Genomic DNA, 13928 nt, shown 5'->3' with positions numbered 1-13928 from the left:
TGTCTGTTATAAGCCAAAGTTAACCATACCAATTCCATTAATTATCTGTTCATTATTACTGGTTAAATCACTCAATAGTTGCGTTGAAAATTATTATTGTAGAATAACTACTTATAAGAATTTTTGCCTTACTCTTAAGTGATTTTCCTGCGTAATATATAGATCATTTAATTAGTTACATTGGTATCATTTCTATCCTCTAAACACACTTTTTTGATCTTAATAAACCTACATTAAGTACGTCTTTACAATCTTTACTTTTTTATTCTGGTGAATGCGAATCGTTTTCATTATAGTGATTCTCAAATACGAATAATTATCACTTGAGTGTAAAGAATATGAAAAAAAGTATCGCTACAATGTTATTTGGTTTAGTGGTTTCTGCATCAAGTTATGCTGAAACTATTACCGTTTCTCACCAACTAGGTAAAACAACGCTTGAAACAAAACCTCAACGTGTTGTTGTGATTGGAACAGGAACTTTAGATGCCATTGACTATTTTGGTATCAAGCCAGTAGCGGTTACTCAAGCAACGACAATGCCTCCATATTTATTAAAGTACAAAGCAAAAGAGTTTGCTTCTTCTGGTAGCTTAAGTGAACCAGATTTTGAAACGATTTATATGCAAAAGCCAGATGTGATCATTATTGGCTCTCGTGCTGTTAAAGCCTATAAAGAGTTATCTGAAATCGCACCAACAATCGTATTTACTGCAGATTCAGAAAGCTATTGGGGGAGTACACAGCAACAATGGCGTATGCTAGGTAATGTATTTGAAATTCAAGATAAAGTTGAAGCAAAAATAGCGAGTGTAGACTCAGAGTTTAAAGCAATTGCTGAACACAACAAAACGAATAATGTTGCAGCGTTAACGGTAATGAGTGCAGGCGGTAATATTACGACTTTCGGTGCGCAATCTCGTTTTTCTGCTATCTATAAAGATTTTGGTTTTAAAGAAGCAGTAACAGGCATTAAAGAATCTCGCCATGGTGATTTAGTTTCGTATGAGTTTATCCGTGACGTAAACCCATCAAATCTTCTTATTGTCGATAAAGACAAACTAATTAATAAAGATAAAAGTCGCACACGTGAAGAGTTTGCTAACCCATTAGTGAAAGCAACTGATGCCTATAAAAATGACAGCTTAACGTATCTTGATATCAATGCATGGTATCTAGCAGTTGCAGGCGTTACAGCAACAGACCAAATGATTGCTGACGTCAAACAATCTATCCATCTTTAAGTTTGATCGTTATTTATTTTTAATTCCACTGTAAAGCGTGCTATTTCTTTGAGATAGCACGTTTTGTGCAGGCTGAGGTTAGCTTTGAAAAAGTTATTGCTTGTTCTTATTGTGTTGAGCTTTGCTTCGGTATTTATCGGTGTTGCTGATTTGCCGTTGTCAGCTATTTTCCGAGGAGATACAGAAGCCCTAGAACTCCTTGTTGTAAGTCGTCTCCCACGTTTATTGGCTATTTTATTATCTGGTGCTGGCCTGAGTATTGCTGGGTTAATCATGCAGCAGATAAGTCAAAACCGATTTGCAGCCCCATCAACCTCTGGCACCATTGAGTGTGCAATGTTGGGTTACGTATTAAGCTTGGTGATCTTTGGGAATGGCGATAACTTGTTGTTGATTTTCGCAATGGCGATTGGCGGTACACTTCTTTTTATTCAATTCATTCATCGTATTCAATTTAAAAATGCTATCTATGTACCCTTAATCGGCATCATTTTTGGTAACGTTGTCTCTTCTGCTGCAACCTTTGTCGCTTATAAATACGATGCCGTGCAAAACCTTTCTGCATGGACGGTTGCGAATTTCGCCAACATTCTTCAAGGTAACTATGAGCTGTTATACATTGCGGTGCCAATTTCAGTGATCAGCTATTGGTACGCGACGCGTTTATCTGCCGTTGGTATGGGAAAAGATTTTGCGACCAATATTGGTTTGAAGTACAAGCAAATTCTATTTCTCGGCATTATTTTAGTTTCTGTTATGTCAGCAACGGTAGTGATGATTGTCGGTCAGTTACCTTTCCTTGGTTTAATCGTACCAAACTTAGTTGCTCAGTTTTATGGTGATAATCTACGCAGAAACATCCCTTTAACGGTGATTGTTGGCGCGATATTAATCCTTGTATGTGACGTTGTAGGACGTGTGATCATTTTCCCTTATGAAATTCCAATCTCTATGATCATTAGTATTCTTGGTGGAATGGTGTTTATTTTCTTTATCGTTAAAGGTAAGCAAAATGTCTGATTCAATTAAACTAACGGCATTGGCTTTTATAACCGTTTTATTCACCTTTTTGTTTATTGGTATTGGGCTTGATGCTTCCAATTATGAGTATTTTTTGTCTCGTCGAGTGCCTAAAGTATTGGCGATGATTTTAGCCAGTATTGCGATTGCACAGTCGTCTTTGGTATTTCAAACCATTACGCATAACCGTATTTTAACACCAAGTATTATGGGGTTTGATGCCTTGTATTTACTGACTCAAGTATTGGTTGTGGTTATTTTTGGTAGCTTTAGTATTTTCCTATTAAACCCATTTGTTAACTTTGCTATATCGGTTGTGATAATGGTCGGTTTTTCTTTATTGTTATTTGGTTTTTACTTTAAGAAAAACAACAGTAACGTAATTACCTTATTATTGCTTGGTGTGATTTTTGGACAGCTGTTTTCTAACGTGTCGTCATTTTTTATGATGTTGGTTGATCCAAATGATTTTGCGTCAATTCAATCAAGTATGTTTGCTAGCTTTAATAATATTAACAAAGACTTAGTTTATTTCTGTGTTATCCCATTATTACTAATTAGTGCTGTATTATTTCGAATGTCTAACGTGCTTGATGTGTTCTGGCTTGATAACGATAACGCGACCAGTTTAGGCGTTGATGTAGGCAAAATAACCAAACAGGTACTTATTTTAGTGGCTATCTTAATTTCGGTATCCACTGCGTTAGTTGGCCCTGTGATGTTCTTTGGTTTATTGGTCGCAAACTTAGCAAAAGAGTTTTTCCATACCTATCGTCACCGAACTTTGCTACTGGGAAGCAGTTTAATGGCGATGTCAATGCTGCTTTCAGGGCAATGGGCAATTGAGAACATCTTTAAGTTTGAAACGACATTAAGCGTAGTGATTAATTTTATCGGTGGTTTGTACTTCTTATCGCTGTTAGTTAGACAAAAAATTCAATAGAGAAACGTATGATTTCATTAGCTCAACTTTCAAAATCATTTGGTCAGCAAAAAGTGGTCGACCAAGCTTCTGCTTCTTTTATTAAAGGTGAAGTGACGTCGATCATTGGACCTAATGGCGCAGGTAAAAGTACTGTGCTATCTATGGCAAGCCGCTTATTGGCCAAAGACAGTGGCAGTGTGCTTATTGAAAACCAAGAAGTGGTGGGTTGGGACACAAAAGCCTTAGCGAAAAAGCTAGCCGTTCTTAGACAATCGAACAATTTAAACATGCGCTTTACGGTGCGTGAGCTTGTTGCCTTTGGTCGGTTTCCTTATAGCCAAGGTAAGCTAACAAAACACGATAATGAAGTGATGGATAAGGCGATTAATTATTTAGATCTTGCACCTATTCAGAATAAGTACTTAGATCAATTAAGTGGTGGCCAGCGTCAATTGGCATTCATTGCCATGGTGGTTGCACAAGATACGGATTATGTCTTTTTAGATGAACCGTTAAATAACCTAGATATTAAGCATTCATTGCAAATCATGAAAAACATTAAAACGTTGGCTCATGAATTAGGAAAAGCGGTAGTGATAGTGATCCATGATATTAACTTCGCATCATGTTATTCCGATAATATTGTGGCGCTTAAAAAGGGCAAAGTGGTGGCAAATGGTACCGTTGCTGAAGTGATCAGAAAAGACGTATTATCCGAAATATACGAAACTGAATTTGATATCCATGAAGTTAATGGCCAACGTATTTGTATGTATTACGGACAATAAAGGATTAAGTTATGAATAAGAAACCCTCTCCACGTGTATTGACCGTGGTTAATAATCTACAGCTTACTGCCAATATGCAACGCATTACCTTTAAAGCCGAAGATCTCTCTAATTTTGATATGGAAAGTGAAGGCGGTTATATCAAACTGATGTTTAACGAGAATGGCGGAACCGATCTTTCTGAAATAGCAGAAGGAAGAACTCGTCCAATGATGCGTACTTATACCGTGCGTAATTTGAGAAAAGAGCAGAATGAGCTAGATGTGGATTTTGTTCGCCATCATCATGCGAATGGAGTGATGAGTGCTGAAACAGGGGGCTTTGCTTCTGCTTGGGCTCAGAATGCGGTAAATGGTGATACAATTTCAATAGCAGGGCCAGGCAGTATCAAAGGGCTTAATCATAACGCGGATTGGTTCTTTTTAGTGGCAGATATGACAGCGCTACCTGCTTTGTCTGCAAAGCTTGAAGCACTACCAGCAACAGCGGTAGGCTACGCTGTGATTGAAATTAACCATCAATCAGATAAACAGACGTTAACTAAACCACAAGGTATTGAGCTTGTATGGGTTATTAAATCTGATCCGCAAGACTTAACAGATATGGTTCGAGAGCAAGAGTGGAAAGCGGGTCGAGTTTCGGTTTGGAGTGCGTGTGAGTTTAATCAAATGAGAGCGCTTCGTACGTATTTCCGTAACGAAAAAGAAGTGGATAAAGACGATCTTTATATCAGTAGCTATTGGAAAGAAGGCTGCACTGAAGATGGGCATAAAGTAGCGAAGCATGAGGATCAACTCACTGAAGGTTAAGATAAACTTTGCGTGATGGCCCACATTTCTTTTGATGGATTGCTCCTATACTGGTAAACAATCTGATAGAAAAGGAAGTGCCAATGCTAAATGAAAACCACGCTTTTATCTTAGATTTTCCAGAGCTTAAATTGGATATTGTTCAGCTTAATCATGATGATCCTAAATTTAAAGCCGATCTCCAACAATACCATCAATTGGATTACGACATTCGACAGTTAGAGATTTCTGGTAGCCCAATTGATGATGAGAGCATGAATACACTTAAGCATCAGCGTATGGAGTTAAAAGATATCCTGTATAAGCAGCTGACTAAGCATCATGAGATGGTAAGTTAATTATTCAGTAACAACTAACGAATACCCCCAAAAAAGCCGACTCATAGACAGTCGGCTTTCTTATATCATGTTGCTACTAACAATAATTACGCTTTGATAAGTAAGTTTGCTTCTGGTTTGGCTTTTTTGGTTTTAATTTGAGCCAAGATAACACCAGAAATTACCATTAAGCCACCCATTAAATGGTAGCTCTCAATCTTCTCACCTAGCAGAATCGCGGCTAGAGATACCGCCACCACAGGCAGTAGATTCATGAACATCGCACTTGATTCTGCACCAATGACATCAATCGCTTTTACCCACATCCAAGGCGCTAGAATAGACGCAGCAATAGAGGCATACATGATGAGTGGGATAGAGCCTTCAGTAGGAAGTAATGTTTCACTCGTTAGCCACAGTGGGGTCAACATAGCAACAGCAAATAAGCCTTGCATGTAAATTAGCTGCCAGTTGGTGATGGGCATTTTCCAACGTTTTAATAAAACACAGTAGGCCGCATAGCAAAGAGCTGCGATAACCATTAAGCCATCACCTTCAGTAATTGGTTGATGTAAGAAGAAAGTCACATCGCCATGCCCAAGCATGAATGTTAAGCCAGCTAGCGAGATCACCGCACCCACAATACTTAATTTAGAAATACGTTTACCTAGTAGAGGTAAGCTTAAGAAAATACTAATCAAAGGCACTAGCGAGGTAATAAGAGACATGTTGGAAGCCGTTGTTGTTAGGCCAGCGTAATATCCTAGAGATTGGTTTAATACCATGCCAAGTAGGGCTAAAAAAGCCAATTTACTTAAATAAGGACGGATCACATGACGAGATTTGATGACAGAAGGCAAACAAAATGGAGTCAAAATCAGCATGGCAAAAGCCCAACGATAAAAACTCATTGCGCTTGGCTCAATAGCAGAAGCTGCCATTTTATTAATAATTGAATTGCCGCCCCAAATAAGTACGGTGAATAGCGGTAAAAGATAATACATGTGAACTGCATCTCATCAGAGGATAATGGGATGCAGTTTGACAGGTGCAATTAATTATATATATCTCTAATCGGACACTTTGATTTATTAGAAAGACATGATTACATTTTGTGCTTCATTCCAGCCATTACTTTTTTTACTGGTGCTTTAAATACTTCTTTATCGCCATTTGCAAAGTTAAGGTTTACGTCAATAAACTCTTCTTCTTTTAATGGACCTGTTAGTTCAAAAAGCATGATATGTAAGCCGCCTGGCTTTAAAATGGTGTCTGAGTTTTTTGCAATGGTGATAGATTCTACTTCACGCATTTTCATCATGCCATCCGTCTTTATCACGGTATGCAGTTCAACTTTATTTGCGGCTGAGGTCGTGGCTGATACCAGTGTTCGATCTTTATCGCCATCATTTTTTATAGTCATGAAAATAGCGCTATTAACCGCATTGGGTGGCGTTGCACGTGTGTATGGATTTTCAATGGTTAATTCACTTTGAGCAAAAGCGGTAGAGCTAAGTAAAAGAGCACTTAGAGCAAAGATGTTTTTTTTCATCGGATATTCCTTTAAGAAGTAATGGTCCCTTAGGGACACGAGTTATTTTTATTGCGAAAGAGACATAATCGCTTTCACTATTGGTTCAGGTGTCACGGTATGAGGTACTTTGGTGATTAATGTCCCATCTGGTGTTAGAAAGTAAAAATAAGAGGAGTGATCAATCGTATACTCTAATGCAGAGTCTTTGAGTTCGGTTTTATGGAAGGTGACGCCGTAACGCTCAGTTAACATATTGACCGCTTGTAGTGAACCAGAGCTGCCTTCTATCTTTTTATGAAAGTAATGTGCGTATTCAGCAGAGTGATCTGGTGAGTCTCTTTCAGGATCAAGTGTGATAAAAATAGGGCGAAATTGAGATAATGTGGTGTCGTCTATTTGGTGGAATGCGCCTGATAGCATGGCTAATGAGGTAGGGCAAACATCAGGACAGCGTGTAAAACCGAAGTAGACAATACGAATACGTGGATCGTTAAGATCAAACAGATCAACGGCATTATTGTTTTCGCCATAAAGAGAGACATCATCAGTGAGATTTGCTAAGTAGATCTGTTTTAACGCAAATCCTGCGAATACGATCGCGATAATGAGTAAGAGTTTTTTCATTGTTGAGCCTTTAATGAAATAGTGACTTCTGTATTTCCATCGGTGAGGGTTCCTGTCCACACCATTGTATTTTGAGTACAAATAGGTAATAGGATCTCGCCTTCAAATGTGCTGTTGTTGGTTTTGGTTAGTTGGAAAATAGGATTACCCATTTCCATATCGACCCCTTGAAGAGAAAGAAGGAGTTTTTCTGAGTTCGTATTTGGCCATTTAACGGTAATAGAGCTAGGCTCTAAAGGCGTAAGAGTGTCTTTTTGTAACTGAATATCAACGCCATTTTGTATGCAGGGTTGAGTCGATAGCTGGCAAGTATCTTCAATCGCAATGCTTGGCTTGAGCTGATTTTTGACAAAATGAGTCATGTCAGAGAAAAAGAAGCCGATAAGTAATAAGGCAGTAATACAGAATGTTTTGAATACAGTTGAAAGAATTTTCATACAGACAGCCACTCAGAAAAAAGTGCGCAAATGGTAGCATAATGACAATACAGAATAGGATACTAGTTGCGGTAGTGTGAACTCAGTTAAGTTGTCTAAGAAAAGAGGTTATAACAATGGATAAAAAGCGTTGTGAATGGGCAGAGGTTTCTGATTTAGATAGAGATTATCATGATAATGAATGGGGCGTTCCGGTTTATTCTGATGATGAATTGTTTGAGTATTTAACTTTAGAAGGGGCTCAAGCGGGATTAAGTTGGTCGACGATTTTAAAGAAGCGAGAAGGATATAGGCTTCTATTTGATCAATTTGATATTGAAAAAATCAGTCAATACGATCAAGAAAAAGTAGATGCGCTAATGCTGGATGTGAGAATTATACGCAACCGACTTAAAATTAAATCTACAATTACTAATGCTCACGCTTTTATTAATATACAAAAAGAGTTCGGCAGTTTTTCTAATTACCTATGGGGTTATGTCGACCAAACGCCTATTCAGAATCATTGGAAAAGCATGTCTGAGGTACCAGCAACAACGGAGTTATCAGATAAATTAAGTAAAGATTTAAAGAAACGCGGCTTTAAGTTTGTAGGCTCTACTATTTGCTATGCCTTTTTACAAGCGACTGGGGTAGTGAATGATCACTTAGTGAGTTGCCCTTGTTATAACAAAGACAGTAAGGAAAAGTAATGAATAAGAAATCATTACCTGATGTAGAAGAAAATATTATTGATACGGTGGATGTTGATGGAACGTATCAAGAAGAGTTACGTAAGAAAAAGGAACGTCGAAATTATCCCTCTAAGCCTGTTTTGTATGAGAGACGATTTAAACAAGATCGTCGTCATAAAGATAAGATAGATATTAAAATCTAAATCTTATATTTACTTATTGAGTGTGAACTATGTCTCATTTTGTGTTTTTTTAAAATAGTTATAAATTTTCTCAATTTTAATGCTTGCAGACCTGAAAATCGCTTGTATTCCGTACAAAATAGGAGGATTATCCGACCTTCCTATTCACTTGTATCAAAATGTTACTAATATGAACCAGTTCGACTCTTTATTACCACCACAAATGGCTGAACGCGCTGCTGAAGTTGGCGTAGCAAAAGCAACTAAAGACCCATTCAAATCATTTTTATTAGCGATCACTGCTGGTATTCACATCGGTATTGCCTTCATTTTTTATACCACAGTTACCACTGGCGCAGAGTCAATGCCATGGGGTATGTCTCACTTTATTGGTGGTCTTGCCTTTAGCCTTGGTCTTATTTTGGTTGTCGTCACTGGTGGTGAGCTGTTTACGAGTTCAGTATTAACACTGGTTGCCCGTGCAAGTGGTAAAATTAGCTGGAAAAGCTTGTGTGCTAACTGGGCGGTTGTTTATGTCGGTAACTTTATTGGTGCTATGTTGCTTGTTGGTATCATGTTAGTTGCTAAGCAATACATGAATGATGGCGGTGCAGTTGGTATTAATACGATGAAAATTGCTCAGCATAAAATGCATCATGGTTTTTGGCAGGCGGTTGCGCTAGGGCTAATGTGTAATGTGTTAGTGTGTGTGGGTGTGTGGATGACATTTTCAGGTCGTACATTAACGGATAAAATTTTAGTTATTATTCTTCCTGTAGCAATGTTTGTTTCTGCTGGTTTTGAGCACTGTATTGCAAACATGTTCCAAATTCCAATGGCTGTCGGTATTAAAACATTTGCATCTCCTGAATTTTGGGCGGCAAGTGGTTATTCTGCATTAGATTTTGCAGACTTAACATTAAGTAATTTTGTTATTAATAACCTTATCCCTGTGACGATTGGTAACATCATTGGTGGTGGTATCTTCGTTGGTATGGGGTACTGGATCATCTATCTACGTGAGCCAAACCATCATTAATTTGATGCGTTAACTGCTTATATAGAGTTTAGCTAGACATTAGATAGATGTTAGATAAAGAAAAGGAGCGTATTGAATGCTCCTTTTTTGTATTTATTATTTAGTAACGATCAACCTAATGACTTATTTTTATCCTAAAAAACATCGCGTAAAAGAGCGGGATAACCACTAATGTCAGTATGGTTGCGAACAACAAACCAAACATAATAGTTACCGCCATGCTTTTAAAGAACGGATCGATAAGCAGGGGAGCAACACCAAGTATGGTTGTTAGTGCTCCGAGTAATACTGGTCTTGCACGGCTTAATGACGCATCAATAATCGCATTGTAAGGATGCTTACCATTTGCTACTTCCACATCCGCTTGGTCTACTAGTACTATCGCATTTTTCACCATCATGCCGATAAGACTTAAAAAGCCCAGTATTGCCATAAACTCAAATGGCGTTTGGAATACGATTAACCCAACCGATACACCGATAATGGCTAAAGGTGCCGTTAACCAAATAACCAATGGCTGACGTAATGCGTTGAACATGAAGATCACAGATAAAATCATCGCTGCAAACCCATAAGGTGCTGATATTACCAAGCCTTCATTCGCGTCTTTAGAGGCTTTATATTCCCCATACCAAATTAACTGATATCCAGATGGAAGTTCAATAGCTTCAATTTTCTCTCTTACCTGTTTAAAGGCATCCGCAGTCAGTACGCCCGGTGCTGGGTCAGCTTGTACTAAAATGGTCGGCATTCGATCAATACGGCGCAGAATGGCATCTTCCCAAACTAAGTTTGATGATTCAATAAGCTGGCTTACTGAGATAAAACTGCCGGTTGTTGGGCTAAAGACCTCTGTATTTTCTATCGCACGTTGATGATTACGCTCTGTTTCTGGTGATCGAGCCACAATCGGAATTAAGTCATTACCTTCACGATAAACACCAACGTTTCGCCCTGATAATGTTTGAGCGATGGCTTTATTTATCTCTTGTGTTGTTAATCCAAATTGTTGTGCTTTTTCTTCTGAAAATTGAGGGCGTAGCACTGGCACTTGTTGACGCCAATCGTCTTGTACTGCAATCAATTGTGGGTCATTAAGCATGATCGCTTTTGCTTGCTCTGCTAATTGACGCAACACATGGCTGTCTGGGCCTTTAAATCCGGCTTCAATTTTCTTACCGCCGCCGCGGCCTAGCATGAATTTCCATACTTTAATCGACGCATTGGTGTATTTTGCATCCAACTCAGTTTGAAGTTCAACCAACAGTGGAGCAATGTTTTGATAGTCATCAATATCAATCAGTAGCTGACCATAACTTGGGTTACGCGCTTCTGGTGAGTAGGTTAGCATGAAGCGTAAACCGCCACCGCCCACAAAACTAGTGATATTAGTGATGCCTTCTTTTTGTTTTACATCTTGCTCTATGGCCGCAATAGTTTGCTCTGTACGCTTAATGTCTGACCCTTGCGGTAAATAAACATCAACCACAAACTGAGCACGTTGAGACTCTGGCATAAAGCCCGGTGGAATATAACGAACACCATAAATAGAAGTAAACAAAACAACCAATAAAAGACCTAGGCTGATACCGCGATGCGCTAATACCCACGTTAATAATTGACGGTATTGTTGACTAATACGGCTTGGTGGTGCTTGGTTATCTATTGCTTTCACGGTTAGAAAATCGTGGCATAGCATTGGCGTGATTGTAATCGCAAATACCCAACTTAATAGCATTGAGTATAAAATCACCCAAAATAGAGATCCTGCGTATTCGCCCATGTCTGATGGAGAAAGACCAATAGCACTAAAGGCACAAATACCTACAACCGTACCGCCCAGAAGAGGCCATTTAGTTGCATTAACGACATCTGAAACGATCTCATCACGGCTGTCATTTGGAGTGGTTTGTAAGCGCACTAAAATACCGTCAGTGACCACAATCGCATTATCTACTAGCATGCCTAATGCAATGATCAATGCACCCAAAGAGATCCTTTGCATTGCGATGTCTTGGATTAACATGATGCATAATGTACCTGCAACCGTCAGTAGCAAAACAAAGCCAATGATGATGCCTGAGCGTAATCCCATAAACAGTAATAAGACGACAAATACAATCACAACAGCGGCAATGAGGTTATCAATAAAGTTAGTTACCGACGCACGAACCGAATCCGATTGCATAGAAATGACATTCAGCTCTATCCCTAATGGACGTTGATCTTCTAGCTCTGCAATACGCGCTTTTACGGCATCGCCCATATCAACCACGTTACCGCCTGATACGTTTGAAATACCAAAACCTACGGCGCGCTCACCATTGTAACGAACCAGCATAGACGTCGGCTCTTGGTAGCCACGAGTAACCGTTGCAATGTCACCTAAACGAAGGACAGTATGATTATTCCCAAGGCTTACTTGCAGGTTATTTAAGTCATTAATTGAGTTAATTCCTGAGTTTGGGATCACAGGAATACGCATTGCATCCGTTTCAATACTACCGGCAACCGTTACGATGTTTTGCTTTTGTAGTACCTGATACACTTTCTCTGCAGACACGCCAAATTGCGCCATGCGCTCGCTCGACATTTCAACGAAAATGGTTTCTTGGCGCTCGCCTAGTGTTGCTGTTTTTGCAACGCCAGGGACAAGAACAAGTTCACGGCGCAAATCATCGACATAATCTTGCAGTTGTTTGTCACTAAAGCCTTCGCCTGTTACGGCAAAAAACAGCGAGTACACATCAGAAAAGTCATCATTAACAATAGATGCGCTTGCTCCTGGTGGTAATTGGCGTTGTGCATCCCCAATTTTGCGGCGCAGTTTATCCCACACTTGTTGTAAAGCGGCTTGGCTTTGAGCAAATTCAAGTTTGATTTCAACCGTCACTTCAGACATGCCTTGTTTAGAGACAGATTTCACTTCTTTTACTTCTTGAAGTGATTGAACGGCACCTTCAATAATGTCGGTTACTTCGTCAGATACTTCCTGAGCGGTTGCGCCAGAATAAGGGGTGTTGATTACCGCTTGGCGAATGACAAATTCAGGATCTTCAAAACGACCTAGTTTTAAATAGCTTAAGTAACCACCAAATAAGATCAGAGTGATAAGCACCCACACTGAGGTACGTTTAGTAATTGTATAACGTGCAATGTCCATTTCTATTCCCCGTCACTCATTGCTGATTGTTCAGAATAGGGTTTTACGATCATGTCGGTTTTAATGCTAGTGACACCGGCAATGATAATGCGTTCATTCATTTGCAAGCCTCGAGTAATAACCACTCGGTTTGCCAGTAATTCACCGGTATTAACCGTGCGTTGCTGTACTTGATTTTGAGCATCAACCACCCACACAAATTGACCGCCTTTGTTATCTGGTACGATAGCAGTTAAAGGCACGGTAATGAGTGTGTTTCCTTCTGCTGAATCTTTTGGATACACAGGAGTCACTTTTACTGTCATGCCTGGTAATACATTAAAGTCACTTAACTCTTTAAACTTTAGTACCACAGGATAGGTTTGCGTTATTGGGTCTGCTTGGGTGCCATACGTACTTAACACAAGAGGAAAGCGTACATTAGGAACAGCACTGATTTGAGCAATCGCTTCTGAGCCTTTTAATTCACCTAACATGACACTGTCTGGAATATTGATAAGTACCTCTAAGTTATCAAGATCATGAATGGTCAATACTGGGCTATTTGCTTGTATTTGCACATGATTATCGATCATCTTACGACCAACAATACCATCAAAAGGAGCGGTCAATTGGGTGTACTCTAATTGACGTTTTGCTTCTTCTAGTCGATTTTTAGCTAGGTTATAGCGAGTGCTTAACGTATCTAAATCACTCTTAGCAATGGCTTGGCTTTTTTCATAAATCGCTTTGCCACGGTTGTATTCTGCTTGGCTGTTTTTATATTCAACACGCGCTGACTCTAGTGCGGTTTTCGCATCACGAGGATCTAATTGCGCCAGTAATTGTCCTTTGGTTACCTGTTGGCCTTCTTCAACCAGCACGTTAATAACACGTCCATTCATTCTAAAAGCTAAATCAGCACGTTCGGCTGAGCGTACAACACCGTTAAAGCGTAGTTGTGCATTTATACTTGGGCTAATCACTTCAATAAGTGCAGGGCGAATCGTGTCGACTTTTGTTGTTTCTAATTGTGCGTCGGTTGAGTCACACCCAGAGATCATTAGTGTGCCAATCGCAAGGCTGACAGCCAGTACGGTTTTCTTCATTAACATAACAGTCGAAATACGTGAGCTCATTGGCTCATTCCTCATGAAAAGAGTGGTTGGTTGAACATAAAATAGTCGAGTAAA

The 13928-nt window shown here is 39.3% G+C and carries 15 protein-coding genes; 9 read left to right on the top strand and 6 right to left on the bottom strand.

Annotation, left to right across the window (positions count from 1 at the left end):
* Window positions 1-338: 338 nt before the first annotated feature.
* From PVK70_RS00380 to PVK70_RS00355, 6 genes are all read left to right on the top strand, one after another.
* Window positions 339-1244, top strand: coding sequence for a siderophore ABC transporter substrate-binding protein (locus PVK70_RS00380; protein WP_130048374.1), 906 nt, complete (start codon window positions 339-341; stop codon window positions 1242-1244).
* 84 nt (window positions 1245-1328) lie between these two features.
* Entirely contained in the window at window positions 1329-2264 is a 936-nt protein-coding gene (vctD, locus tag PVK70_RS00375; protein ID WP_130048373.1) for an iron chelate uptake ABC transporter permease subunit VctD, read from the top strand.
* The gene (locus PVK70_RS00370) at window positions 2257-3207 is read left to right on the top strand and encodes an iron chelate uptake ABC transporter family permease subunit (RefSeq protein ID WP_130048372.1); all 951 of its coding nucleotides are present in this window, start codon (window positions 2257-2259) and stop codon (window positions 3205-3207) included. Before vctD ends, PVK70_RS00370 begins: the two co-directional genes overlap by 8 nt.
* Before the next feature lie 8 nt (window positions 3208-3215).
* Window positions 3216-3977, top strand: a complete 762-nt coding sequence (vctC, locus tag PVK70_RS00365; RefSeq protein ID WP_130048371.1) for an iron chelate ABC transporter ATP-binding protein VctC — start codon at window positions 3216-3218, stop codon at window positions 3975-3977.
* An 11-nt stretch (window positions 3978-3988) separates the two neighbouring features.
* The gene (locus tag PVK70_RS00360; RefSeq protein WP_130048370.1) at window positions 3989-4786 is read left to right on the top strand and encodes a siderophore-interacting protein; all 798 of its coding nucleotides are present in this window, start codon (window positions 3989-3991) and stop codon (window positions 4784-4786) included.
* Between the two features lie 83 nt (window positions 4787-4869).
* A complete protein-coding gene (locus PVK70_RS00355) occupies window positions 4870-5124 on the top strand; it encodes a YdcH family protein (protein ID WP_130048369.1) in 255 nt (84 codons plus the stop codon).
* A gap of 86 nt (window positions 5125-5210) precedes the next feature.
* Here PVK70_RS00355 and PVK70_RS00350 read toward each other — a convergent pair whose 3' ends face one another.
* From PVK70_RS00350 to PVK70_RS00335, 4 genes are all read right to left on the bottom strand, one after another.
* Window positions 5211-6107, bottom strand: a complete 897-nt coding sequence (locus PVK70_RS00350; protein WP_130048368.1) for a DMT family transporter — start codon at window positions 6105-6107, stop codon at window positions 5211-5213.
* Window positions 6108-6208: 101 nt separating this feature from the next.
* Window positions 6209-6655 (bottom strand): copper chaperone PCu(A)C, encoded by a 447-nt coding sequence (locus PVK70_RS00345; protein WP_130048367.1) that lies wholly within the window; start codon window positions 6653-6655, stop codon window positions 6209-6211.
* Between the two features lie 48 nt (window positions 6656-6703).
* Window positions 6704-7261 carry an SCO family protein gene (locus PVK70_RS00340; protein WP_130048366.1) on the bottom strand — a complete coding sequence of 186 codons (558 nt, stop codon included), beginning with the start codon at window positions 7259-7261 and terminating at the stop codon, window positions 6704-6706.
* Window positions 7258-7698, bottom strand: a complete 441-nt coding sequence (locus PVK70_RS00335; RefSeq protein WP_130048365.1) for a hypothetical protein — start codon at window positions 7696-7698, stop codon at window positions 7258-7260. The genes PVK70_RS00340 and PVK70_RS00335 overlap by 4 nt, the downstream gene beginning before the upstream one ends.
* Before the next feature lie 116 nt (window positions 7699-7814).
* Here PVK70_RS00335 and PVK70_RS00330 point away from each other — a divergent pair, with 116 nt between their 5' ends.
* The 3 genes from PVK70_RS00330 (at window position 7815) to focA (ending at window position 9593) form a co-directional block, all read left to right on the top strand.
* Window positions 7815-8390, top strand: coding sequence for a DNA-3-methyladenine glycosylase I (locus tag PVK70_RS00330; RefSeq protein ID WP_130048364.1), 576 nt, complete (start codon window positions 7815-7817; stop codon window positions 8388-8390).
* The gene (locus PVK70_RS00325; protein ID WP_130048363.1) at window positions 8390-8575 is read left to right on the top strand and encodes a hypothetical protein; all 186 of its coding nucleotides are present in this window, start codon (window positions 8390-8392) and stop codon (window positions 8573-8575) included. The genes PVK70_RS00330 and PVK70_RS00325 overlap by 1 nt, the downstream gene beginning before the upstream one ends.
* 169 nt (window positions 8576-8744) lie before the next feature.
* Window positions 8745-9593, top strand: coding sequence for a formate transporter FocA (gene focA, locus PVK70_RS00320; protein ID WP_130043646.1), 849 nt, complete (start codon window positions 8745-8747; stop codon window positions 9591-9593).
* Between the two features lie 115 nt (window positions 9594-9708).
* On the opposite strand, the gene PVK70_RS00315 is transcribed toward focA, so the two are convergent.
* Window positions 9709-12756 carry an efflux RND transporter permease subunit gene (locus PVK70_RS00315; RefSeq protein ID WP_130048362.1) on the bottom strand — a complete coding sequence of 1016 codons (3048 nt, stop codon included), beginning with the start codon at window positions 12754-12756 and terminating at the stop codon, window positions 9709-9711.
* Window positions 12757-12758: 2 nt separating this feature from the next.
* The gene (locus tag PVK70_RS00310; protein WP_130048361.1) at window positions 12759-13874 is read right to left on the bottom strand and encodes an efflux RND transporter periplasmic adaptor subunit; all 1116 of its coding nucleotides are present in this window, start codon (window positions 13872-13874) and stop codon (window positions 12759-12761) included.
* Between the last annotated feature and the right edge of the window lie 54 nt (window positions 13875-13928).

It is taken from the genome of Aliivibrio sp. A6 (assembly GCF_028765505.1).
GTDB lineage: Bacteria > Pseudomonadota > Gammaproteobacteria > Enterobacterales > Vibrionaceae > Aliivibrio > Aliivibrio finisterrensis_A.
This window is presented reverse-complemented; position numbering and strand designations above follow the sequence as displayed.